Genomic DNA, 25,623 nt, shown 5'->3' on the forward strand with positions numbered 1-25,623 from the left:
ATCGAATTTAGTTGCTCACATTGTAACAAAGTTCTCAAAACTTCAGATGATAAGGCGGGCCGCAGAGCAAAATGTCCCCAATGCGGCGAAGCAGTCACTGTGCCGATGCCCGACGTCCCCGCCAGTGAAGATGATGGTTTCGACGAATTTGACGCTCCTGTTCCTGAAGAATCCAGTTTTCTGGGAGAGCAGACTGTCAGTGAGGAAGAGAGTTTTCTAGCCGGTAGTAAGACGGTCTGCCCGATGTGTGGGGAAGATGTGCCGGCCGGGGCCGTGAAATGTGAATACTGCGGGGAGACTCTAAAGGCATCCTCAGGCTCCGGTCGAGGAGCGTGGGAACCCCGGGTGTTCAACATCAGTGATACATTTTCCCGGGCGTGGGAACTCTACAAAGCCAACCTGGGATTGGCGATCGCCATTCCGCTCGTCGCCGGCAGCGTATACATGGTCGCTTCCTCGGTGATCGGCTTCTTTATGCAGATCATCCAGGTTTCGATTATGCAGGCGGGTGGAAGAGGGGAAGGGACCATGGTGGCCATCTTCCTGCTGTTGCTGCTGCAGAATGCAATGGTCTTCTTAGTCTATATGTATTTTCAACTGGGGGGGCAGATTGTCTTTCTCAAGATCGTTCGGGGGGAAAATCCCGAGTTTAATGAGCTGTTTAGTGGCGGCCCCTATCTCGGTCGAATGATTCTCTGCAGTATCGTTTATGGACTGGTCGTTTTACTGGGGTACGTGGCGTTAATCATTCCGGGAATCATCTTCTCACTCATGTTCTGGCCGTTCTCTTTTATTCTGATTGATCGGAATTTGCCAGGCCTTGATTCCTTTACCAAGGCGAAGGACGTGATGGTCGGGAACAAGCTAAGTTTCTTCGGCCTTTCGCTGCTGCTGGGATTGATTACGCTGGTGGGAGGGGTCGTGACTCTGTTTTTTGGTTTGATCTTCATCATTCCCTTCACCTACATGGTCCAGACTGTGGCTTATGCTGAAATGACCAACCAGTAAACAAACCCTGCTGAAACGCTTGTGATCTCCGCCTGAGAAAGTCCCGATTCGTTGACGATTGAATTTGAGTGCCGGTATTGCCAGAAAGTCCTGTCGGCTCCTGACGACAAAGCAGGTAGCCTGGCAAGGTGCCCTCAGTGCGGCGAGACCATCTCGGTTCCTGTTCCGGAGGGGATGACCTCTCTCAGCCGGGCTGATGAAGGGGGGAGTGATACAGGCACTCCAGTCCCTGAAGAGTCGAGTTTTCTGGCAGAGGGAACACTTCGCGAGGAAGAGAGTGTTCTATCAACTGGCCAGACGGTTTGCCCGATGTGTGGCGAAGAAGCTCCTGCGGGGGCTCTGAACTGCGACTATTGCGGCGAAACGCTGCAGTCTCCGGGGCCTGGATCAGGGGAGCCCCGCAAAATTGAAGTGGGGGCAGTCCTTTCCAGGGCCTGGGGAGTATTTTCGTCGAACCTGGGACGTGTGATCGGAGTTCATTTTCTGGCTTACATTCTGGCAGTCCTTTGCTCCGTTGCTGTTTTAATCCTGTTTATTGCTCTGGGCGTTGGTGCAGTTGCCTTGCTGGGGGAGCCCGAGCCGGGAGTCTTGATCGCACTGGGAATTCTGGGCTATATCGTTGTGTTACTGATCAACGCCGTGTTTCAGTTTTATTTCCTGTTGGGAGTGCTTTCGTATATTTTGAAACTGGTGCGGGGTGAGCAACCGAGTTTCAATGAATTATTCAGTGGTTGGCCTTATCTGGGCAGAATGCTGCTTTGCAGCCTGTTGTTCATTTTTATGTATGCACTGGGTTATATCTGTCTGATTATACCAGGCATCATCATTGCTCTGATGTTCGGCGCTTACCCCTATCTGCTGATTGACAGGAATCTGCCTGGGATTGAATCACTGACGCAATCCCGCAAAATCACCCAGGGAAATCTGATGTCGCTGTTTCTCATTTCCCTGGTACTGGGGAGCATTGTGCTCGTTCCCTATCTATCGCTTGTATTCGCGACTGTGGGAATGGATCGGGGGGCTGGGCCTCCCGTCTGGTTCCCGATCGTGATGATATTTTTTATGGCGTTTGTCTACCTCTTTCTGATTCCCTTTTCTGTCCTTGTTGGTGGCACCTGTTATGCTGAAATGACAAATCAATAAACTTCAAGCTGACGTATGATACTTGAATACTGCTTGAGAAAGTGACTGATCCTTGACCATCGAGTTTGAGTGCCGGTTTTGCCAGAAAATTCTGTCTGCTCCTGATGATAAAGCAGGGAGTCTGGCAAGATGCCCTCAGTGCGGCGAGACCATCTCGGTACCTGTTCAAGATGACTCTCTCGCTGCTGATGCGTTCGATGATTTTTTTGAGGATGTCGCACTCCAGAAAACCTCCCAGGAACTGGTACCCGTTTCGGAGACTGTGGAGTGTCCCATGTGCGGGGCTGTCAATCCAGAGGAAGAATTCGAATGTGTCTCCTGCGGAGAAGAACTTCAGCAGACGCAGTCAGCCCAGAATGAATTTCAGTCAATCAGGGCGAAAGATGTATTTGGCCGTTCCTGGGAGCTGTTCTGGCAGTATCCGGGAGTCTGCCTGTTAGGGCCGTTGCTGGCTAATATTTTATATGTCCTCGTATGCATCCTGATGTTCGTAATCGGGCTACTGGTTTTTATGGGGCTCTCGCTGGTGATGCCGGAAAACTCGCTGCTACTGGTGCTGCCAATGATCTTTCTGGGACTCATCGCTCTGGTAATGCTGCTGTATGTCGTTGCCTATTTTGAGTTGGGTAAAGTGATCCTGTTTATGAGAGTCGCACAGGACGAACAGCCTGCCTTGAGCAACATCTTTGCGGGGGGACAGTTCACCGGTCGAATGGTGCTCTGTTCGCTGCTGTTCGAGTTACTGATCTTCTTTGCCAATATGGTGTTTGTACTCGCGGGATATGCACTGGCGCTCTTGTTCTGGCCTTATCCCTATCTGCTTGTGGATCGTAACCTGCCGGGGGTGGAATCCTTTGGCAAGGCAGTTGATGTCACCAAGGGAAATCTGATCACTCTGTTTCTTGTCTTTCTCTCGCTGTTCGGGCTGGTGATCTTAGAGGCGGTTGCCCTGATTGGCCTGGCGTATCTGATGGTGGCGCAGCTGAGCTTACCTCCAGGACCGGTCGTAGGAGTAGCGTGCCTGCTGGGAGTCGCAGGGGGGCTGTTCCTGTACTCGTTCCTGCAACTGGTTAAGGCTGTGGCCTACGTCCAGATCACACGGGCCGCGTGAACTTTTCCCGGAGTGAGCTGTCAGATTTCTGCAGAGCTTGCCTGTCTGGGTTTTACGTCAGGGGAGTCTGTTTGCTATGATACCAGCCGATTTGCTGAGAACGCGTGTTTTCTGGTGGTATACAAAAGGTCCTGGGCGGAAGTATGGTTCGCGAACCTGTAATTAGAGGGGAAGACGAACCGGAAGATGATTTTTCCGGTGGCGGGGGCTGGGATTCCAATTACCTGGCCGATGACCCTGAATATGATGACGAACTCAGGCCCAAACGTTTGAGCGAGGTGGTCGGGCAGCGACAGGTCGTGGAACGGCTGGAAGTTTTTCTGGATGCGACCCGGAAACGAAACGAGCCCCTGGGGCACCTGTTGCTCGACGGTCCTCCCGGACTCGGGAAAACCACGCTGGCTTCCGTGTTGCCTCGTGAACTGGGGACCGAGCTGCAGATTACTTCAGGCCCTGCACTGAGTGCCCCTAAGGATCTGCTGCCTTACCTGACCAATGCAAGTCACGGTTCGTTCCTGTTCATTGATGAAATCCACCGCATGCCAGCCACCGTGGAAGAATTCATCTACCCGGCTATGGAAGATTTCCGGGTGGATATCACGCTGGGAGAGGGCCTCAACGCCCGAACGGTGAATATGAAACTGCAGAAGTTTACTGTGATTGGGGCGACCACACGTAGCGGGATGCTGACCGCGCCTTTGCGGGACCGCTTCATCCGTCGCGAGCATCTGGATTTTTATGAAGATACAGATCTGGTGGAAATAGTTCGCCGCAATGCCCGAAAACTGAAAACACCGATCACGGATGAGGCTGCATTTGAAATTGCCCGTCGCAGCCGGGGAACCCCGCGGAAAGCGAATAATCTGTTGCGCTGGGCGCGTGACTTTGCGACGAGTAAAGCAGATGGTAATATTACCGATGACATCGTCAAGCGGGCATTCGACATGCTGGAAATTGATCAGATCGGCCTGGAGCGACAGGACCGCAGGTACCTGGAGACCTTGATCAAGACGTTCTCAGGTGGGCCGGCAGGAGTGCAGGCGCTGGGACACAGCCTGAATATCCCGGCAGATACGCTGGAAGATGAAGTCGAACCGTTCCTGTTGCGTTCCGGTTTTATCCAGCGATCTCCCCGCGGGCGAATCGTCACGATGGCGGCATTGGAGCATTTGAAGCTCAATCCCCCCGATGCGGGTCCCCTGTTTCGATAAGATACACGCCTTCCGTCTCTGAACTGCAAAGAAGAGCCATGAGTCATTCTGTCACCTATGATTATGATGTCGTTGTTGTTGGCGCCGGCCATGCCGGTTGCGAAGCCGCTCTGGCTGCAGCCCGCCTGGGGGCAAAAACAGCCCTGCTGACAATGAACTGCGACACCGTGGGGCAGATGAGCTGCAACCCTGCCATTGGGGGAGTCGCGAAGGGGCAGATCGTCCGTGAGATCGATGCACTCGGTGGCGAAATGGGGCGGGTGATCGACGAGACCGGAATCCAGTTTCGGATGCTGAATCGCTCCAAGGGACCGGCAATGCACAGCCCCCGGGCGCAGGCCGATAAAAAAGCGTATCAGTTCTGTATGAAATGGAAGGTTGAGCAGCAGGACAATCTGGCTTTGCGGCAGGAGATGGTCAAGAGTCTGATCGTGGAAGATGATCAGATCACCGGTGTGCTGGTACACGGCGATGCCCGTTACCGTGCGCGGGCTGTGATTCTGACGACGGGGACGTTTCTGCAGGCGATCATGCATACCGGTGAAGCCAAAACCAAAGGGGGCCGCGCGGGTGAGGGGACGACAGGAACCCTGTCGGACAGTCTGGCCCAGCTCGGGTTTGAGCTCCAGCGTTTTAAAACGGGAACGCCAGCCCGCCTGAATGGACGGACGATCGATTTTTCCGTTCTGGAAGAGCAGCCTGGCGACGAAGAGCCACAGCCATTTTCTTATATGACGGAAAAGCTCACCCAGCCGCAGCTGCCCTGTTATCTGACGGAAACCAATGAGTACGTGCATCAGGTGATCAACGAAAATCTGCACCGGGCGCCCATGTATTCCGGACAGATCAATTCCACCGGCCCGCGATATTGTCCGTCGATCGAAGATAAAGTCGTCCGGTTCTCCGAGCGCAATTCGCATCAGATCTTTCTGGAGCCGGAAGGACGTTACACCAACGAATATTACTGTAACGGGATTTCCACCAGTCTGCCCCGCGATGTGCAGGACAAGATGATTCATTCCATTCGCGGTCTGGAACAGACCGAGATCATGCGGTATGGCTACGCAGTCGAATATGATTTCGCGACGCCGACCCAACTTAAACCAACGCTGGAAACGAAGCGGGTTTCCGGGTTGTATTTTGCCGGTCAGTTGAATGGAACCACTGGATATGAAGAAGCTGCCGGTCAGGGGCTGCTGGCCGGATTGAATGCCGCTTTGAAACTGGCTGGTAAAGCGGACCTGATTCTGGATCGGAACCAGGCTTACCTGGGGGTTTTGATTGACGACCTGGTGACCAAAGGCGTCGATGAGCCCTACCGGATGTTTACTTCGCGGGCCGAGTTTCGATTGTTGCTGCGACAGGATAATGCGGACCGCCGTATGACCCCCCTGGGGCGCGAGACAGGTTCGGTAGACGACGAGCGCTGGGAGAAGTATCAGGCTTACGAAGCCGAGATTGAGCGGATCAAACAGTTCATTCAGGGGACCCGTTATCAGGGCAATACGCTGGAAGAATGGTTGCGGCGTCAGGATACCGGCTGGTCAGAAATCTGTGAATTTGCACCGGCCCTCAAGGAGATGCAACTTTCGGAGCGGGCCATAGAACAGACGCTGATTGAGGTGCAGTATGCCGGTTACATTCGGCGCCAGACGGCGGAAATCGAAAAGCAGAAGAATGTGGAGACACTGCACATACCTGACCATATTGACTATCAGCTGGTGCCCAATCTGCGTAATGAAGCGAAAGAAAAGCTGAGCCGTGTCAAACCACGCAACATCGGTCAGGCGGGCAGAATCAGTGGTGTTACCCCCGCCGATCTGACGGTTTTAGTGCTCTATCTCAACAGCAGCAGCCGGATGGCGACCTGAGTTTCCAGACACGAGATGATTTCGTTCTCATAAGTCGTTTCTAATGCATTGGTTCCATGTTGCGCGCGGTCTGGCAATTCGGAAGTGTATGCTGAAAATAGACGAGGTTTGAGGTCCGTGACTTTTCTGTAAGTTCATGTTTTGTACATGTTTATTTCAATAAATTGGTCAACAGGGCGAATGCGTGTTGACCAAATCGTCAGAATAGATACAATCGGAATTATTGATAATACTGGTAAAGTCAAGCGGTATTGAAAGTTTTGGCGTTTGGATCCATGTGGGATACCTGTGACGTCTGGCCAATCAGTAGCGTTTGGCAAGTGACGGGCCACAGAACTGCACCTTGGAGGATGCAGTTTTTTATCGCTTTACCTGGGTTCAGGTGACTGGATTCAAGTAAATGGATAAGAGGCTGATTATGGAGATGTCAGTTTCAAGCAGGCAGAACAGTGAACGGGTCACTGTGACACCTGCGCAGGGGCTCGGTTATTGCATGTTGTAATAGCCTTACAGCGCTTGGTCTTCCCGCTCAACAGGGTCGGGTCTTCAAAGGATGGATGAGCAATATGAAAACGGTCTTTACCACAGGCGAAGCCGCAAAGATTTGCAAAGTGAGTCAACAAACGATTATTCGCTGTTTTGATTCTGGCCAATTAAAGGGATTTCGGGTACCCGGCTCTCGTTTTCGACGGATTCCGCGTGATGTCCTGTTCAAGTTTATGAAAGACAATGGAATTCCCACTGACGCCCTGGAAAGTGGCAAACGCAAAGCACTCATTGTTGATGATGACGAAGAACTGGTAGAACTGATCCGTGACGTTCTGGAAGCAGATTCTCGCTTTGAAATTCGGGTAGCCAACAACGGTTTTGATGCAGGGATGATGGTCAAGGAATACCACCCGGATATCATCATTCTGGATGTGATGCTGCCTGATATTAACGGGAAAGAAGTCTGTCAGCGCGTCCGCAGCGACTCTTCCATGGACGATGTGAAAATCATCTGTATCAGTGGTATGGTCGAAGCAGACAAGATCGACGATCTGAAAGCAGCTGGTGCCAACGATTTCATGCAGAAGCCGTTCGAAGTCGAACAGCTGGCAGATCGCGTCTGCACGCTGCTGAATCTGGAGTCTGTTCACACTGCCTGAAGCAAGGCAGTCATCAGTTTCATGACGATCGGAAACGTCCGGTCGTCGTGGGGACTGTTGCAGGGAGTGTCAGATGTCGAGCGACACCGGTAGCGTAGAAACTCACATACCGGCGGCCATTTATCGACGTCTGTGGTCATTGATCCCCACGCGCTCACCGGGATCGACCCTCTGTGAACTTTCCTCAATCTGGTGTGAAGCAACCGGGGCGGCGGCGGTTTACCTGGGCATGTATGAACCAGAGGCTGCCCGGCTGACGGCTGCTCTGTTTCGTGCTTCCGAAGCGCAGGTGACCAGCCTGCAGCAGACAGCAGTTCCAGTAATCCCCAAATATTCCAGCGAGGAACAGCTGCAGTCTCTACTGGAGCAGGCTCATACTTTTGCCGAAATTTCGGATCAGCCTGCGCATGCTTACTTTCAAGCCTGTAGCGAGGGGACCGTACTGGGGCTGTTCCTGTTTTCCTCTGTAGATCGGCATGGGAATGATCCACTGATTTGTGAATTGCTGGACGTGAGTCAGCGATTGTTAAATCAGGCGCTGCTGCAGGGGGCGGGAGGCTCTGATCAATCCGCGCAGACGGCAGGCTGGATCATCCCTGATGTTGAGAAGCTGGAAGCGATGGCTGAGTTTGCAGCCGGGGCCGGGCATGAAATCAATAACCCGGTCGCAACGATTGTCGGGCGGGTGCAGATGCTGCTCAAATCAGAGACTGATCCCGAGCGAAGGCAGGCTCTGGCAACGATCGGCGGACAGGCTTACCGGGTGCGGGACATGATCGGGGATGCAATGCTGTTTGCCCGTCCGCCGGCTCCCCGACCGGAGTTACTCTCATTCTCGACGACAATGCAGGAAGTTATGGATAGTCTGCAGGAAGAGGTCAGTCAGGCGGGCGTTCAAGTGGTTGTTGATGCTGCTGATGCGCTGACTGTCCTGGCGGATGAAGTGCAATGGAAAGTGGTACTGAGTAACCTGCTGCTCAACAGCCTGCATGCCATGGAGCCGGGCGGGAAGCTGCAGGTCAGAGCCTCTCAGTCGGAGATCGAATCGGGGCGGATATTGCATCTGCAGATCATTGATGACGGAGCTGGTCTGTCAGAGGAAGAACGCGTCCATCTGTTTGATCCGTTTTACTCGGCCCGTCAGGCCGGGCGGGGGCTGGGCTTTGGTTTGTCTAAATGCTGGCGGATTGCCACGCAGCACGGGGCTACGATTGCAGTAGAACCAAACCGGCAGCGTGGGGTGACATTCCATCTTTACTGGCCCGCTGAGAGTCCAATTATCTCGTCAGATTAGCCAGTTTCACACCTGCGGACTGCCATTGAGTCTCGAATGAGAGTTTCTGGAAATCCTCGCTTGCGGATCAGTTGATGATCAGTTTCAATAGGAGCTCACGAGAATAAGGAACGTCTGGTCTGGCGCGGACAGGCTCTGTCCTCATCTTTGAATTCCCAAAAGCAGCCTGAGGGACGATGGCGGCGACTCACTCACTTCTGATCATTTTTACCAGCCTGCTGGGGCAGACCGCGCCGATCACGGATGTGCCACTCAAAAAAGAACCAGCGCGCTACGAGATTGAAGCTCCCCCTGTCGCGGTGATCGGCATCCCGGTGAGCCAGGTCACAATTCGTGCACTCAAGCTGGACGGCACTCTGGATACTGCATATTCCGAACGTCCGGAGAAGGTTGAAGGACTGGAACTCTGGGTCCATGAAGTCGATACGGCATTGCCTCCCTTTGATCACGGAGTCCTGGAACTCAAAACGGATCTGGCGAAAAATCAGAAGGTATTCATCACCAGTGACGTGATCAGGGTCGATCCGGATCAGCGCCGGTCGGGAGAAACGGAAGTCTACCGGATCTCTAAATGGTTAAGCCTGTTGCCCCCGCTGGTGGCAGTGGTCCTGGCGGTCTGGTTCCGCAATATCATTCTCGCTTTACTGGTGAGTATCTGGCTGGGCGCTGTCATTTTAGCGCACGGCAATCTGTTTCTGGGATTTGTACATACGCTGGATACGTTCGTCATTCATGAAATTGTCGAACCGGGCAGTACCGATTATTCGCACATGATGATCATCATGTTTACGATGTTCCTGGGAGCCATGGTTGGTGTGATGTCGGCAGGGGGAGGGACCGCAGCGCTGGTGAACCGCCTCTCTCAATATGCCACCAAACGGGAACACAGTCAGGTCATGACCTGGTTTCTGGGGCTGGTTGTCTTTTTCGATGACTATGCGAACTCGCTGCTGGTGGGGAGTTCGATGCGACCGTTTACTGATCGCATGAAGGTCTCGCGCGAAAAACTGGCTTTTCTGGTGGACTCCACGGCAGCCCCGGTTTCGGGGATTGCGATTATATCGACCTGGGTAGGGGTGGAGATTGGTTACATTGCTGATACCTATGCCAGTTTGGGTATGACCGAAGATTATTACACCACATTTTTATACAGCCTGCCTTACCGGTTCTATCCACTACAACTGCTGGCGTTTGTCTGGCTGGTGGCCTACATCGGAAATGATTTTGGCCCGATGCTGAAAGCGGAAACCCGTGCGATTGCTTATGGCCAGCTGGTTCGTCCCGGCCGGTTCAATATCGTAGAAGTCGAGGGGAACGCTGATACGGGAGAACTGGCACGACGTCAGTTACTGCGAAATGCCCTGGTTCCCCTGATTGCGCTGCTCGGACTGGCGATGATTGGTCTATGGTGGACGGGGACAATCGAAATCAATCGCCTCAATATGGAACGCGTGCAGCAGGGGCAGACCGAGCTCAAAGTGAATTTTCAGAATGTATTGGAGCATTCTTCACCGAACCGCGTGTTGCTGATTTCATCGTTTCTGGCTTCGATCGCAGCGGTGGTGAGCTGCAGTCTTTCCAAATCGCTGTCCCTGAATGAATGTGTGGAAGCCTGGTCTGCCGGGGCCAAGAGCATGTTTCTGGCGATCCTGATTCTGGTACTTGCCTGGTCGGTTGCGACCGTTTGTGATGCGGAGCATCTCAATACGGCAGGGGTACTGGTCGAGATGCTTTCCGAGAAACTGTCCCCCAACTGGATGCCCACAATTACATTTCTGCTGGCAGCGGTCGTGAGTTTTGCGACCGGCAGTTCCTGGTCGACAATGGGGCTGTTAATGCCGCTGTCGATTTCATTGACCTACAGTCTGCTGGTACCGCTTAATGAGGCAGATCCCAACCACCATCTGATGCTGGGGACCATTGGAGGTGTGCTGGCAGGAGCCATTTTTGGCGACCACTGTTCGCCCATCTCCGATACGACGGTACTCTCGTCTGCAGCTTCGGGGTCCGACCACCTTGATCATGTGTTGACGCAAATGCCCTATGCGTTGACGGTGGCTGCGGTGTCCGTCCTGTTTGGGTACCTGCCGGTTGGTTTCGGTTTTCAGCCATATATTCTGTTGCCGGTCGGGCTGGTGGTGCTGGTTCTGATACTGCTGTTCTATGGACGTTCCGCGGAAGCCGAGGCGAATGCCCTGCTTGAGGCCGGGGTGACCGCTGAGGAGTTTAACAACAGGGATAACGGATCTGACGAAGAAGAGGAAAGGACGGGTGAAGTGGATCAGACGGATTCCGAATCCGCAGAGCCCACTGAGTCTGTAGAAGAGTCGCCGGAAGAGGTCTGAATCCGTGTCCCCGGACTGATTTATATGTTATACTTCACCTATATTCTTCAAACTCCCAGTCCTGTTTGATTTTCAGTAATAGGTGTCCCTCAACATGCAGTCCGAGTCCAAGCTCCGCGGTATTTTTACCCCCAACCTGGTTCCCTACGATTCCCGTGGCGAGATTAACGAGCCGGAATTACGGCGTTACATCGACTGGCTCATTGAAAAAGGGGTGCATGGGCTCTATCCCAACGGTTCCACAGGTGAATTCACCCGTTTTACTCCTGAAGAGCGTAAGCGGATTGTGGCCATCATTGCCGATCAGACGCGGGGCCGCGTGCCAATTCTGGCTGGGGCTGCGGAAGCAAACGTGCGGGAGACCATCAAAGCCTGCGAATACTACCACGATCTGGGAATCCGGGCCGTGGCGATTGTGGCTCCCTTTTATTACAAACTGAGCCCCGCTTCGGTTTATGCCTATTTCAAGGAAATTGGGGATAACACACCCATCGATGTGACACTGTATAACATTCCGATGTTTGCCAGTCCAATCGATGTGCCCACGATTCAGCGTCTCTCAGAAGAGTGTGAAAAGATCGTGGCGATCAAAGATTCTTCGGGCGATCTGCCTAACATGATCCGCATGATTCAGGCAGTACGTCCGAATCGTCCGGAATTTTCTTTTCTGACCGGCTGGGATGCCGCACTGATGCCCTTGATGCTGATTGGCGCGGACGGGGGAACCAATGCCAGTTCGGGTGTGGTGCCTGAACTGACGCGGAAACTGTATGACCTGACGACCTCCGGTCAGTTGGATGAAGCCCGCCGCGTGCAGTACGATCTGCTTACCCTGTTCGACACCATGATTTATTCAGCCGAGTTCCCGGAAGGGTTCCGGGCTGCCGTCGAACTGCGAGGGTTCAATATGGGGCAGGGGCGTCAGCCGATTACCGCGGAACAGAAAACGGACATCGTCACCTTGAGCCGCACACTGCAGTGCATGCTTTCGGAGCATGGCTTCACCGATGAGCCGATTGGCGGTTGTGCCACGGGCATCAGTGGTGAAGACCTCAGCACCAGCGACGTATCGCAGATTGTGCAACATGTCGTCGCTGAGCTGAATCGTCGTAATCTGCTTTAAGCAGACGCTGCGTCCGGATTAACCTTCCAGCTGGCTGCGGAAGTAATCTGCACCGGCTTGCAGGGCGGCGTCGAGCTGTTCCGGATCCTTACCACCGGCTTCAGCCATATCGGGGCGGCCTCCGCCGCCTCCGCCGACTACTTTGGCGGCTGCTTTCACACAGTCACCGGCTTTGAGTCCCTGCTTGACCAGGTCCTGGTTGACGGCGGCCATCAGAGCGACTTTGCCGTCGATCACGGTCCCCAGAATCAGGGCGACCTGCTTGCCTTTCTTGCGCAGATGGTCGGCGAGTTCCCGCAGTTGATCGCGCGACACATCCTGGGCGTGGTAGGCCACGATTTTGACATCGTTGACGACAGGAGCTTCGTCTAGCAGTTCATCTGCGGTTCCAGCCAGCGATTTGCTGGAGAACTTTAGGAGCTGCTTTTTCATTTCCCGGATTTCATCCTGCAGGCTGGCGACCCGCTGGGGGAGTTCATCGATACGCGGTGCCTTGAGCTGGCTGGCGATTTCCTGCAACAGCTTTTCGGTGTTGCGTGTCTTCTCCAGGGCCTTGGGGCCGGTCAGAGCATGGATGCGGCGGACCCCTTTGGCAACCGGTTCTTCATTGACGATCTTGCAGAGACCGACCTGTCCCGTATTGGAAAGGTGAGTACCCCCGCAAAGTTCGGTGCTGAAATCGCCCATCTGAACGACGCGAACGTAATCGGGATACTTTTCGCCGAACAGGGCCATGGCGCCGAGGTTACGGGCGTCCTGCAGCTTCATCAGTTCGGTGGTTACCGAGGCGCCTTCGGAGATGCGTTGATTGATGATGTCTTCAATGCGACTGATTTCTTCAGGACTCAGTGCCTTGCTGTGCGAGAAGTCGAAACGGAGCATATCCTGCTCGACTTTCGAACCACGCTGCATGGCGCTGTCACCCAGCACGGTGTGCAGGGCGTGGTGCAGCAGGTGTGTGGCAGAGTGAGCACGCTGAATACCGGAACGACGCGGTTCGGTAACCGTGGCTGTGAGTGTCTGCCCCTGTTCGAGTTTGCCTTCCAGCAGATGGCCGATGTGCAGAGTCAGTCCGCTTTTCTTCTGTGTGTTGATGACTTCAAACTTCACCCCTGCGCCGGTGAAGAAACCGGTGTCGCCGACCTGGCCACCAGCTTCGGCGTAGAAGGGGGTCTGATCCATGACAACGACGACGGGGTGTGCGTGTCCTTTTTCCACGACCGATTCGACCAGGCGGTCTTCGGCAATAATCCCCACGACTTTGCTTTCACAAGTGGTGGTTTCGTAGCCTTTGAAATCCGTGTCGCTGGTGGTTTTGTGCAGGGCCGTCAGGGGGCCTTCTGACATCACCGAATCGAGGAAGGCGCCGCTGCCACTGTCTTTCTGGTGCTTCAACATCAGGTTGTTAAATTCTGTGCGGTTAACACTGATGTTGTTTTTGGCAGCCAGGGCTTCCGTCAGTTCAATCAGGAAGCCGTCTGTCTGGTGCAGTTCAAAGGCATCTTCGCCGGAGATTTCCGATTTGCCTTGCGATTCGGCCTGCTTCATGATGCTTTCGAAGCGGCTCAAGCCTTTTTCGATGACTCCCAGGAACTGCTCTTCCTCATCCTTGATCGTACTCTGGACGTGTTCGACCGTCTTGGCGATATCGGGATAGGGAGTCTGCATGATGTCAACAACAGCCGGCACCAGCTGATACAGGAACGGTTCCTGTTTCCCAAGCAGGTAGCCTTCCAGCAGAGCGCGGCGGAGCAACTGCCGGACGACGTAGCTTTCTTTTTCCTTATCGGGATTCACGCCTTCGTGGATGCTGAAGGTGATGGCCCGGACATGGTCGGAAATACGGCGGAGAGGACGGCCCGTCGGTTTATCGAATCCGTAACTGGTGCCAACGACATCGCCGGCTGCCAGACAGAGTTTTTTGAGGGTGTCGATTTCAAAATTACTTTGAACCCCCTGCAATACCGAAGCGGTTCGCTCCAGCCCCATGCCGGTATCGATGTTCTTTTTGGGCAGAGGCTTCAGGTTGTCCGGGGGATTGCCGACGCGGTTGAACTGAGTGAAGACCAGGTTCCAGATTTCGACGTTGTCTTTGCCGCCGTTGGGGTGGTAGAAAATTTCGCTACAGGGTCCGCAGACACCATCGGGACCATCTGAGGGAGCACCGGCGGGCCAGAAGTTTTCGTGTTCGTTTTCACGGCTGATGCGGCTGGCGGGGAGTTTGATTTCATCGTGCCAGATGTTGTAAGCTTCGTCGTCCTCCAGGTAGACGGTGACGGAAAGCAGATTGGGGTCGAGTCCCAGGTACTTTTTATCGGTGAGATATTCCCAGGCCCAGTGGATGGCTTCGCGTTTGAAATAATCGCCGAAGGAGAAGTTCCCCAGCATTTCGAAGAAAGTGTGGTGGTAAGCAGTGACGCCGACGTTCTGAATATCACCGGTTCGCAGACACATCTGACAAGTGGTGGCCCGCGTGAAATCCAGCTTGCCTACGCCCAGAAACTGATCTTTGAACTGGTTCATCCCGGCGGGTGTGAACAGAACGGTAGGGTCTTCCCGGGGAACCAGGACGTCGGATGGTCTTCTGACGCAGCCTTTTTCTTCAAAGAAGGAAAGATAACTCTCGCGAAGTTCGTCTGTTTTCATTGTTTCTTATTGCTTACTGGTTGGAAGAATGATCTTACGGTCATCCAGAAGTTGTAATGTTACCGGTGAAGTGCTGGCCCGTTGTGCTTCCTGATAGAACGCGTCAGGAGTCTGCACCGGCTGATCGTTGATCAATCGGATAAACGTTCCTTCTGTCAGCCCGGCCTGTTGGGCGGGACTGTCAGGAGCGACATGAGTCACAACCACAGCGGGCGGGTAAGTGAACGGACTGAACGTATATTTTGCACGGGCAGTGGGATAATCGACTCTCAAACCGCGCCAGAGAGGATGCCGATAGCGGGTTTGTACAATCCCTTCATCATCCGCCACGGGCCATTTTCCCAGTTTCACTGTCAGAGTCAACTCACGCGGATTTTTTCCTCTCAAGATTTGCAGCTTTGCCTCACTGCCTGCACCCGCTTTACCCACTTCCCGCATCAGGTCGAGTTCGTTGCGTAATTCTTTCCCGTTGATCGAGAGAATCAGGTCACTCGGCAGCAGCCCCGCCTGCTGTGCAGGGGAGTGCTGCTTGACACTGCCTGCCTGTACGTAGGCCGGCTCCTTGAGATTGACAATGCTGGCAACATTCCGGTTCGCTTCACTGCGATCAACGGTGTTGGGGGTGATTCCCAGAAAGCCGTATTCGGCTTCCAGTCCCGAGGCCAGGCTCTGGATGATCCGCCTGGTCTCAGGATCCAGCGGGATCGCGTAACCTGCCGACTTTTCATAGCCTTCCAAAGCTGCCAGCGATGTGGTGACTCCGATCAGCTTGCCATCCAGATCGAGCAGAGCTCCTCCGCTGGATCCCAGGTCGAGGTGAGTATCGACCTGTAACAGCGTGCCGAAGTGATGAATGGTCTCTTTTTTGGCCAGTTCCTGGTTCAGGAAGTTTTTGAAAATGGGGACCGGGTAGCGCTGAAAATTGCTCACAATCCCCCAACTGGCACTGGGCGAACCATCGCGGGCGATGGCGTAGGGGTTACCGAGGGCGATCACAAACTGCCCCTTACGGACCGATTCTGCATTCCCGTACTGAATAGGTTTCAGCGAGCGCAGGTAATCGCCGTCGAGGCGTCCCAGGGGAATGAGTACTGCCAGGTCACTTCTCGGATCGGCAGCGATAATTGCAGCATAAAAACCCTGTCGATTCTCAGTGTGGACGTAAATGCGATTTTCGGGGATACGCTTCTCACCGGCGACAGGGCCCCCCTGTGTCAGGTGGTAATTGGTCAGCACCAGTACCCGGTTCTGCGGTGTAGGATCGGGGATGATGACACCGGAGCCGAATTCGGTAGGCATGAAGTTCAGATCCTGGGGGTTATGCGAGAGGTTCATATCCTGATTGGGATCGAGACCAAACGGGGCCGGAATCCGAGACTGAAACTGCTGTTTACGGGTTTTGATTTTTGAGATCGCCACCACGGAATGTTCTGATTTCTCGATTGCTTTTACCAGTTGCTGCTGGACGGCAAACGCGACGGCGCGGGCGTCGGGCGTTTGTGCGTGTAGCAGATTGCCGGACAGTCCGCTCAGCCAGAACACGCTGATCGCGCAGAGACAGATCAGTGTACGACGGTAGGGAGTCAGATTTTTCAGGGCAGCAGACATACATTGCCTCAGATGGGAGCGTCGGGAACAGGAACCAGACAGACAAGCGGGCATTGCGATCGCTGGTGCTGGAAACATCCTTATTTTACAGTGTTTTTGCTGAGAACCCAATGCAAAACGACCTTGAATACCCGTGTGGGCATCAAGGTCGTTCTACTGATTTTCATAGGTTTCAGCAGGGCTGTGGACCACTGTCAGAATCAGGCTTCGACGGCTTCCGGTTCTTCTTCAGTAACAGGAACCAGACCTTGGGCTTCAAGGACTTTCTGCTTGATTTCCTGACAGAGCTCCGGGTTTTCTTCCAGAACCGTTTTGGAACGGTCCCGGCCCTGTCCCAGTCGGGTTTCCCCATAACTGAACCAGCTGCCACTCTTTTTGACGATCTTGTTTTCCACGGCCAGATCGAGCAGGTCCAGTTCGAAATTGATGCCGCCGGTGGAGAGCATATCAAATTCTGCAATGCGGAACGGAGGGGCGATCTTGTTTTTGACGATCTTGGCTTTCATGCGAATGCCAGTCACGGTGTCCCCGTCCTTGAGCGTTGCGATGCGGCGAACATCGACGCGAACAGAACTGTAGAATTTCAGTGCACGACCACCGGGAGTTGTTTCGGGGCTGCCGAACATGACGCCAATCTTCTCACGGATCTGGTTAATGAAAATGACCGTGGTTTTGGATTTGGAGATGGCACCAGTCAGTTTCCGCATGGCCTGGCTCATCATACGTGCCTGCAGACCGACGTGGGAATCACCGATTTCCCCGTCCAGTTCCGCCTTGGGGACCAGAGCGGCGACGGAGTCGACGACGATGACATCGACCGAGTTGGATTTGATCAGCATTTCTGCGATCTGCAGGCCTTCTTCGCCGTAAGTCGGCTGGCTGACCAGCAGCTCGGAGATGTTGACGCCGAGTTTTTTCGCCCAGACGGGATCGAGGGCATGCTCGGCGTCGATGAACGCGGCGATGCCGCCCTCTTTCTGGGCGTTGGCAATCACATGCAGAGCGAGTGTGGTTTTACCACTCGATTCCGGCCCGTACAGTTCAATGATACGACCACGGGGAAATCCATGGCCTCCCAGGGCGAGGTCGAGAGAGAGGGCACCACTGGCAATCGAGGGGACTGCGCGAGCGTTTTCCCCGGTCAGTTTCATGATGGAGCCTTTACCAAACGCCTGTTCGATTTGTCCCAGGGCGTTCTTGAGCATCCCTTCGGAATCGTTGGTTCCGTTACTGCTGGGAGCGGGGGGAGTGGCGGCTCGTTTTGATCTTGCTTTTGCGGCCATTGAGGTCTTCCTTCAATAATATGACATTTGCCCCGCAAGTGAGTTCGAGTTCGTCAGGCGAAGCAAGTGCCTAATTTATCGAGAATTGCGGGGACGCTATTATTGAACGCCGTCTCGACCCATGGTTTTAAAAAGAAGTGTCTATTGTGGACAAAGATATATTATCTTGTTTTAGATCCCGTCACAATAGCAAACATGAGACATATATAGCTGTCGGCAATTATTTCAGAATCTCCTCAGTCTGAAAAGGAATAAATGCAGGGAAAGCGATGAAAAATTGAAGAAGACTCAGTCGGCTCCGTGACTCTCTTCCTGTTGCATCAGCATACCCAGATACGAGGTACGAATGGAGGAGGAGAGTCCCAGTTGACCTGCCAACTGGATGACAGCGGCTTCGGCCTGTTCGAGTTCCGCTTCTTCCGCCAGGGTTTCCACTTCTGCAAAGGTGCCGAGCCCTTCGACTTCATCGATCGTGATTTCGAAGTGTCGCTGGTTGTGTTGAAACGAGTAGGGAGTCCGCTGTTTTTTCACGTTCCGCACGGGCTGGAACCCGAGGAGTTCCAGCATCTCTTTCAACTGAGACAGCGCAGCTGGACCCGCTTCGAATGCCAGTTCAATCTCTTTGCGGATTTTACTGACGGTGGCTCGCTTGGGACCTTTATAGGTGATGTGGTTCTCGGTGCCGATCCGGCGGATGCGGAGTGCTTCGTCGGTCTCGACAAAATTGCGGCTGGGGTGGGCGAAGTAAAAATCTTCCTGGTCCAGGGGAGAGCCCTGCGTGGCACCAATCTGTTCCAACTGCGCCAGCAGCTGTGATTTATCAGAGATTTGAAACTTCTGTTCGATTTCCAGCATGGGAGATTGACTTGTATTAAAGAGGGCCGCTTCCGCAGGGATTCAACATCAACCGGCTTAGTCCCGCCAGGGATGTTTGATCTTTTCCCAGTAGGTATCAAAATTAAAGTTGGGACTGTTATCCAGATCATGGCACTTGTAGCAGGTTGTTTTTTTGGCTTCTGCGAGCGTTACCCGCATGACCTTTTTGGCCTCTTCGATTTTGTCCATGTCAACGAGTTCAATGTGTCCGCTACCAGGGCCATGACAGTTTTCGCACTGCTGTCCCAGCAGATGTGGAGATTGCTGTTTGTTGACGAAGCCGCTCTTGTAGCGGATGACTTCCTGGGGATGCCAGCCGGTGACGTGGCAGGAGAGACATTCCGGATCGTAGATGCGGGAAACGATTTTCTCGCCCCGTTCAATCTGGTCTTTGCGGCCGTTGATCAGGCTTTCGTAGGCATGGGCGTGGGCAGTGGTCAGCCACTTTTCGTAGGCTTTGGTGTGACATTCACCACATTTTTCCGCCCCCACGAAGGTGGCGCCGCGCGGATGATCGATGGGTAGTTCCTTCGCAGCGAGATCTTCCTGCTTGAGACGATCCTGGTAGAACTGCATGTGCTCGGCCATCTTCGGAGTGTCTTTAAAACGCTCCTTATCCAGTTCGATGACGGTGAAGCGGAAACGTTTTTTGGGATCTCCCTTAGCGCCCTCTTCGGGATAATAGCCGACCACGCCGGCACTTTTGCCTTTGTGTCCGACATCGACCATCATCGTTTTGCCGATGAATTCGGGCTCGCCCAGCGGGTCTTCGACACCGCCGGCAGTGAGCAGAATATCGAACTGGGGAAACTGTCTGGCGAGGGTTTTGGATTCATCCTTACTGGACTGTGAGAGCAGCAGCATCAGGTCCGGTTTGGCGGCCTGCATCTCCTTAATCACTTCGGGCAATACTTTCGCTGGTTCCTGCCAGGTAATGTCCGGAAATTGCCCCTTGCGGGTTTTTCCCAGAATGGAAGTGACGGCGATCTTCACTCCTGCGACTTCTACGATTTTGAACTTCTTTTTTCCCAGTTCGGGGGTCTCCAGGATCAGGATGTTCGCAGCCAGGAATGTGGGTGTGGTATTGGGTTCCGGTGGTTCCGGATTGTGCAGTTGCAGGAAGATGTCTGCACCAAAGCGGAGTTCTTCCGGTCCCAGGGCCAGTCCACCATACTTCATGTCTTTCATGGCGGCCAGGATCGTTTCGTATTTGATCTGGCTCTGGCGACGGTTACGTTTGACGAGCCCCCCGAGATCAAAGGCAGTCACGGGCCACTTACGATCTTCAATCTGTTTGAAGAGATTGGCGAGCAGCGAGACACCGCCGGTCTGATTCTGTGTGCAGCCACAGGGTTCCAGGTAGCCGTGCCGTTCGCCGGTCAGAACGATGGCCAGTTTGGGAGCAGGCCAGCCTTCGAATAACGGTTTGGGAGGATGCGTACCCGCGGACTTGGGAGGTGCGTTTTCAGATTTGGCAGGTGTCTGACCTGCCGCAACCGGAGTCATTTTCTGTTGTGGGGGGGCCGTCGTCTGCTTGTCGCTGGTGGGTGTTTCAGCGGTCGTATCTGATACCTGATCAGGCTGACTTTCCGCCTGACTCTGGGGGACCGGTTCGGGAGCGTGTTCTTTGGTGACAGGCTGTGGTGTATTACTTTCGCATCCCACCAGCAGGGCCAGCATGAGGGCTGACAGGCAGAGGGAACACGATTTGGGCAGATAAGGCATGCAGTGTGACCTTCCATGGAATTGATTGAGGAGATTAAACATGAAGAAGGGAGTCCTCAGGCTCTATCTTAGCTCAAAACATGGTTTTGCGTCAAAGTAGATCTGACCTCGGCCCTGAAGGTCAGATTTTGCACTCCGGGGTTCCTCAGACTTGTGAACTGCTGAGGAACCGGGATTGCTAACATGTTGGAAAATATACTGGTTACAGTGAAATGAACTGAACCTTGAATTCGATATTTTTCGCCTGAGGGTGGTTAGTACGTAATTTCACTTTGGCCAGGTTCCCCAGGCCATAAGAGACAGCAGGTTCCCCAGCGGGAACGATGAATTTGAGAATGTAGCGCTGTTTGTTCGTGGACTCGAAAGCGTCGTCTTTCTTGATTTCAAACTTGAGGAAGCCGGGGTCGATTTTCTGATCGAGGATTTCCAGTGGCCCCTCAAGCCCTTCGACGAACATGGACAGGATGGCTTCTTTCCCTTTGGCGGCGGGAAATTCGCCCAGATTCAAATGCATGCGGGCGGGGTCCCAGCGGATACCAAAAGTGGGCACGATGCGGATCGGGCCGGTATGATTGCCTGAAACCTGGATAATAAAGTCTCTGGTTCCCGGTTCAGCCTCATGTTTATGGTCATGATCTGAGCCTTCAGGATGATCGTGATCATGCTGCGGTTCGTTGGGGATATCTGTTTTGAGCAGCAGGCGCTCCGTGAAACCACCCAACGGGAATTCGTCGGGACTGGCGGTGACTTCGATCGCATAGCCGGTTTTGGCGTCGACTTCTTTCAGTTCCTGTTTGGTGAGAGGTTTGAAAGTAGCCGAGAGACCGGGATGGTCCGTTTTGATTCCCAGGATTTTAAATTCATCGAGATACTTCGTATGGATTTTACCAGTGAAATTAACCGGCTTGGTGCTGGTCATGACTGGTAGTGACCAGTTGGCCGAACCCTGGTAATCGCCGGTAAAGGAAATCAGGCTGTTCGCGGTCCCTTCAATCTGCAGTTTGATATCCTTCATTTCGGGGTCATTCGTGTAAACGGTGGCGGTCTGGCCGAATCGTTCCTGAGCGGCTTTCGGAGTCCAGGTAAGTTCAACCTCGACCGATTCACCGGGAGGGATCAGGTTGTCCTGCATTTCACTGAGCGTACATTTGCAGGTCGTTTTGCCTTTCTTGACCTCCAGCGGAACTTCTCCCTCGTTTTTAATAATGAATTTATGGGACATGGACTGCCCCACTGCCATACTGCCAAAGAAAAAGAGTGGCTGATCGACAACCGCTTTGGGATAGGGGCCGTGCGGGGCGATTTTCGGGCGGTCATCTTCGGGTTCTTCTGCTGGTTTCACGGGAGCAGCAGTTTCAAGTTGACTATTCGTGCGTCCCAGCCAGACCGTTCCAGCAAGGGCAATAAACAGAACAACAACAGTCGTAACAGTTCGGAAATTCATTGTGACACCAACGAAGAAAGAATTAAAAAGCCAGCAATAAAAACAAGTCTGTTTGTAATAAAACCTTATGTCATTATGAGCCCAAGCATGGTTGAGTTCAATTCTGATTCGTTTGTCTATTGTTAATTATTTGTTTCATTCGACTCACTGTTTCGTCTTGCAAATATTTGTCCACGTGTTGAGCACTCCGGTTGGCCTGATCCAGTTCCAGTGCCTGTTCAGCCTGCTGACGACTCTCGCTGATCTGACCTGCCGAGGAAAGTGCTTCTGCCAGCAGGGCGCGGAAGCGGGCATTATGGGGATAGCCGGAGACGGCCCGTTTGAGATTGTCGATTGCGTCGGTCAGATCCTCCTGCTGCTGCGAAGATTTGAACTGTTCATAGTACCGACGTCCCAGATCAAAATAGTTCAGCGGATTCAACGGGTTTCGCTGAATGGCTGACTTCTTGAATTGGACACCCTCTTCAAAGGCCCGTCGATCCCGTTCTCCTTCTCTGAATTTCAGCTCAGCCAGGGCCTGCCAGGGTTCGGGGGAGAGCGGATCTGCCTGACCGGCCTGACTGAATCGCTGTTGCGCAATACGAGCCGACTGCCCACGCATGAGTGCCAGCTCAGCTTTCTGTACGAGCGAATCACGCTGAATTGTTGGCGCGAAGTCGGTCATCACAAATAAAATCAACAACAGCACACAGATCAGTAATGGAATGGCTCTCAAGTGTATAGGTGTTAGACCTGAGGTCTGCTCAGCGGACTCTGGAGCCGCAACTGCCTGTACTCGGGGGACCGGGAATGCGAGGGCCATTAACAGCAGCCAGGTCTGGGTGATGGCGGGCATCGCAATGCCCCCTGCAATCAGCAGGTGAACGGATAAGGCAACAAAACCTGCGGCCAGCGAGAGGGGGACCAGCGAAGCGGTGGAAAACGCCTGCGCGGAGCTGTCTGCAGTCTGTCGTCCTCCCCTGATCGTGAAATAAACCGCCAGCCAGCCGATCAGGAAGAGCCAGAAGAGTGTTTCATCGATGCCGGATAGAAATAGCTGCATGAACCAGAGCAGGGGAAATGTGAGGGTAAATCCGAGAACGAGTGCCAGCCGCAACAGGGGATCGGTCTCGCTGACACTCACTACTTCAACGGTGTCTGACTGTTTCTCGATGAGGGGCTTCAGGAACCAGCGATAGCCGGCCAGTGCGAGGGTCAGTAATAATCCAAGCAGCGCGATCAGGCCCGCATTGGCCCAGACGTCGAGAAACAGATTGTGGGGGTCAGCGATTTCTTCACTGGAGCCGGGCAGCTTATATTTGAGATAGTGTTCACGAAAATTTCCCGGCCCCGTGCCCCACATCAGGTTTTCCTTGATGACGTCCCAGGTCGCGGTCCAGTATTCAATCCGATACTGCAGCGATTTAGGGGCTTCGGAGAGGACGGCACGGTCGAAACCGCCGCTGAGCGTGGCCAGCAGGAAAAATCCCAACAGCAGTATGACCGCCAGCGAGACGCCTGTGATCAGCTGTTTGCGAGAGAACTGGTGGGCCGTCTGACTCAACTGACGCCGTTGGAGCAGCTTCAGAAGCCCCAGACTGACCAGGCCGGCCAGAAGCCCTCCCCAGGCACTGCGGCTTTTCGTCAGAATCAGGCAGTAGCCGATGAGCATGGTACAGAGCAGGTAGACGCCAATCTGGAAGCGGCTGCGGAGAGCTGGAGCGCCCTCTGCTGTTTGCGGAGGAAACAGGCTGTGGATGCTCATCGCAAATGAGATCAGAAATCCGACAGCGAGCAGCCCGGCAAATGTGTTGGCCAGCGCGAACATGCCCAGGGGTTCGTTGCTTTTTAAGAGGCGGTCTTCCCACAACTGCCGACTGCTGCCCTGCAGGGCATGGGCGGGGACTCCCATCGAAATCAGTTCATTTTGAAATTTCACACTCGCATCTGGTGTGACTGCAGCATCGTACTGCTGTCTGACTGACAGGTACTCCTGGGCGAGCTGCCGATACATCCAGTGATGCTGCCAGATACCGTACAGGGAGAGCAGGACAATGGTTGCCAGCAGGCACTGTAAAAAGGTGATCCTCAGTGTGGGAACTGCGACGACCCGGCGGAGCAGCGAGAAGCTGAAACCCAGGGCCACCCATTCCCAGAGCATGTTGAGGGCCGCCCGCTGCTGGCCTTCGTGAAACAGGATCATGACCAGGGTGGCCAGCACCTGTCCCAGGACGAGCAGCCAGACGCCGGCATCAAACCGGTCGAGACGCAGTGAGCGGGAACAGTTCGTGAGCTGAGTAACGAAAAACAGAATCGCTGCCAGAAACCAGCCCAGAACCAGTGGAAGCGTTTCCCCCTGGGCGGCGGATTCCGCCGGCAGAAAATAGCGGGCGGAGACCAGCAGCCCGGTCAGAAACAGCAACTTGGCATCACAGAAGGTTCCCAGCGAAATCGGTCCTGAATCCATGGGAGGCGTGCTGGATGCGGGCGGTTGCGATCGGTTTTGTTTTCGGCGTTTACTCATTCCGATTTTTCCGACCTACGTTCTCCAGAATAGTTACGATTGAGAGCACGCAGAGGATCATCAGGATGATCAGCAGTGCGGCGTTCCAGGTGGAGACTTCATACAGGATCAGGCCTCCTACTCCGGTGGTTAATGTTGCCAGGTGGATGGTGAGCACGGTATCCCGTTTGCTCAGACCCAGTTCGACCAGGCGGTGTGAAAAATGGCTCTTATCCGCATGAAACGGGCTGCGGCCCTCTTTCAGGCGGATGATCATTACCGTACAGAAATCATACAGGGGAATTGCCAGAATACAAAGGGGGGCCAGAATCACGTGCCGTGCCCCTTCTGAATCGCCGGCTGAGGAGTGCCCGGAATAAAAGGTGCCCAGCACCGTCATGGTCGAGAGAATCAATCCGATGAAGTAACTTCCCGAGTCACCCATGAAGATTTTGGCCGGAGGCCAGTTGTGACAGAGGAATCCGGCAATGGATCCCGCGAGTACCAGTAATACACCAGCGACAAGCCAGCGCGGCTCGCCAGTGTAGCGGAGCATGATCATAGCAAAGAGGACCGCTGCGATCAGACCGATGCCCGAAGTGAGCCCATCCATGTTATCCAGGAAGTTCAGGGAATTGACGAGGACAATAATCCAGACAACCGTCAATGCCATGCCCACCCAGGGTTGCTGCACGAAAAGTGTCCCCCGCACACCACCCAGGACGAGTCCGATGGCGACGAGCAGTTGAATGATCAGACGCGGTTTCCAGGAAATATTGAATCTGTCATCGAGCAGTCCCATCACAGCGAGTACCGTTCCGCCTCCGAGAACCATCCAGAGCTGCTGAGAACGATACAGGACCCCTTCCAGGTGCGGGGTCAGTTCCCGCGGCAGCCAGGCAGGCGTGATCCCCGATTTCAGGATCAGGAAGGCGATTAACTGCGCGGAGGCGATGGGAATCACAACCCCCATCCAGATTCCGACTCCCCCGCCCAGTGGGGTGGGGGTGACATGCACTTTCCGGTGGGCCGGCTGGTCGATGAGTCCCCAGCGCGGTGCGAGTTTGCGCATGAGTGCCGTAGCCAGGAATGAAATTACAAAAGCAGGGACAGAGCAGGCAAATACAAAGAATAACATTACGGTGGACAATCAGACTTATGAAGAGAGTTCTTGCGAAATATGCATTAGTTTGGCTGAAGAACCGCTTTAGTGGTAGCCAAAAATGCATTTCTCCTCAGTTTTCGATTGATATATCTGGTGCAGGAACTACAGTTAAACTGACCTGTATAACCAGTGAGACCGCT

The 25,623-nt window shown here is 53.9% G+C and carries 17 protein-coding genes; 9 read left to right on the plus strand and 8 right to left on the minus strand.

The features are described 5' to 3' along the window. Nucleotides 1-105 precede the first annotated feature (105 nt). From Enr10x_RS06140 to Enr10x_RS06180, 9 genes are all read left to right on the plus strand, one after another. The gene (locus tag Enr10x_RS06140) at nucleotides 106-1,008 is read left to right on the plus strand and encodes a zinc ribbon domain-containing protein (RefSeq protein WP_145448453.1); all 903 of its coding nucleotides are present in this window, start codon (nucleotides 106-108) and stop codon (nucleotides 1,006-1,008) included. A gap of 51 nt (nucleotides 1,009-1,059) precedes the next feature. Then, the gene (locus Enr10x_RS06145; RefSeq protein WP_145448454.1) at nucleotides 1,060-2,151 is read left to right on the plus strand and encodes a zinc ribbon domain-containing protein; all 1,092 of its coding nucleotides are present in this window, start codon (nucleotides 1,060-1,062) and stop codon (nucleotides 2,149-2,151) included. Nucleotides 2,152-2,203: 52 nt separating this feature from the next. Beyond that, nucleotides 2,204-3,262 (plus strand): hypothetical protein, encoded by a 1,059-nt coding sequence (locus Enr10x_RS06150; RefSeq protein WP_145448455.1) that lies wholly within the window; start codon nucleotides 2,204-2,206, stop codon nucleotides 3,260-3,262. Between the two features lie 143 nt (nucleotides 3,263-3,405). After that, on the plus strand, nucleotides 3,406-4,473 hold the full coding sequence (ruvB, locus tag Enr10x_RS06155; protein WP_145448456.1) for a Holliday junction branch migration DNA helicase RuvB: 1,068 nt from the start codon (nucleotides 3,406-3,408) through the stop codon (nucleotides 4,471-4,473). 38 nt (nucleotides 4,474-4,511) lie between these two features. Then, nucleotides 4,512-6,344 carry a tRNA uridine-5-carboxymethylaminomethyl(34) synthesis enzyme MnmG gene (gene mnmG, locus Enr10x_RS06160; RefSeq protein WP_145105026.1) on the plus strand — a complete coding sequence of 611 codons (1,833 nt, stop codon included), beginning with the start codon at nucleotides 4,512-4,514 and terminating at the stop codon, nucleotides 6,342-6,344. A gap of 566 nt (nucleotides 6,345-6,910) precedes the next feature. Continuing rightward, entirely contained in the window at nucleotides 6,911-7,492 is a 582-nt protein-coding gene (locus tag Enr10x_RS06165; RefSeq protein WP_145037498.1) for a response regulator, read from the plus strand. Nucleotides 7,493-7,565: 73 nt separating this feature from the next. Beyond that, complete coding sequence (locus Enr10x_RS06170) at nucleotides 7,566-8,786, plus strand: sensor histidine kinase (protein WP_145105029.1); 1,221 nt, start codon at nucleotides 7,566-7,568, stop codon at nucleotides 8,784-8,786. A gap of 176 nt (nucleotides 8,787-8,962) precedes the next feature. Further along, entirely contained in the window at nucleotides 8,963-11,131 is a 2,169-nt protein-coding gene (locus Enr10x_RS06175; RefSeq protein WP_145448457.1) for a Na+/H+ antiporter NhaC family protein, read from the plus strand. Nucleotides 11,132-11,225: 94 nt separating this feature from the next. Beyond that, nucleotides 11,226-12,254, plus strand: a complete 1,029-nt coding sequence (locus Enr10x_RS06180) for a dihydrodipicolinate synthase family protein (RefSeq protein WP_145105033.1) — start codon at nucleotides 11,226-11,228, stop codon at nucleotides 12,252-12,254. 18 nt (nucleotides 12,255-12,272) lie between these two features. Here Enr10x_RS06180 and alaS read toward each other — a convergent pair whose 3' ends face one another. The 8 genes from alaS to Enr10x_RS06220 form a co-directional block, all read right to left on the minus strand. Then, the gene (gene alaS / locus Enr10x_RS06185) at nucleotides 12,273-14,900 is read right to left on the minus strand and encodes an alanine--tRNA ligase (RefSeq protein ID WP_145105035.1); all 2,628 of its coding nucleotides are present in this window, start codon (nucleotides 14,898-14,900) and stop codon (nucleotides 12,273-12,275) included. Between the two features lie 6 nt (nucleotides 14,901-14,906). Next, nucleotides 14,907-16,508, minus strand: coding sequence for a trypsin-like peptidase domain-containing protein (locus tag Enr10x_RS06190; RefSeq protein ID WP_197995095.1), 1,602 nt, complete (start codon nucleotides 16,506-16,508; stop codon nucleotides 14,907-14,909). A 200-nt stretch (nucleotides 16,509-16,708) separates the two neighbouring features. Further along, the gene (gene recA, locus Enr10x_RS06195; RefSeq protein WP_145105039.1) at nucleotides 16,709-17,791 is read right to left on the minus strand and encodes a recombinase RecA; all 1,083 of its coding nucleotides are present in this window, start codon (nucleotides 17,789-17,791) and stop codon (nucleotides 16,709-16,711) included. Between the two features lie 288 nt (nucleotides 17,792-18,079). After that, nucleotides 18,080-18,646, minus strand: coding sequence for a class IV adenylate cyclase (gene cyaB, locus Enr10x_RS06200; protein WP_145448459.1), 567 nt, complete (start codon nucleotides 18,644-18,646; stop codon nucleotides 18,080-18,082). Between the two features lie 57 nt (nucleotides 18,647-18,703). Next, a complete protein-coding gene (locus tag Enr10x_RS06205; RefSeq protein WP_197996415.1) occupies nucleotides 18,704-20,392 on the minus strand; it encodes a multiheme c-type cytochrome in 1,689 nt (562 codons plus the stop codon). A gap of 202 nt (nucleotides 20,393-20,594) precedes the next feature. Next, on the minus strand, nucleotides 20,595-21,836 hold the full coding sequence (locus Enr10x_RS06210) for a DUF1573 domain-containing protein (RefSeq protein ID WP_145105045.1): 1,242 nt from the start codon (nucleotides 21,834-21,836) through the stop codon (nucleotides 20,595-20,597). Between the two features lie 97 nt (nucleotides 21,837-21,933). Next, nucleotides 21,934-24,339, minus strand: a complete 2,406-nt coding sequence (locus Enr10x_RS06215) for an O-antigen ligase family protein (RefSeq protein WP_145105047.1) — start codon at nucleotides 24,337-24,339, stop codon at nucleotides 21,934-21,936. Next, nucleotides 24,332-25,390 carry an MraY family glycosyltransferase gene (locus Enr10x_RS06220; RefSeq protein ID WP_232093247.1) on the minus strand — a complete coding sequence of 353 codons (1,059 nt, stop codon included), beginning with the start codon at nucleotides 25,388-25,390 and terminating at the stop codon, nucleotides 24,332-24,334. Before Enr10x_RS06220 ends, Enr10x_RS06215 begins: the two co-directional genes overlap by 8 nt. Nucleotides 25,391-25,623 lie beyond the last annotated feature (233 nt).

Origin of the sequence: Gimesia panareensis (genome assembly GCF_007748155.1) — a bacterium.
Taxonomy (GTDB): Bacteria; Planctomycetota; Planctomycetia; order Planctomycetales; family Planctomycetaceae; genus Gimesia; species Gimesia panareensis.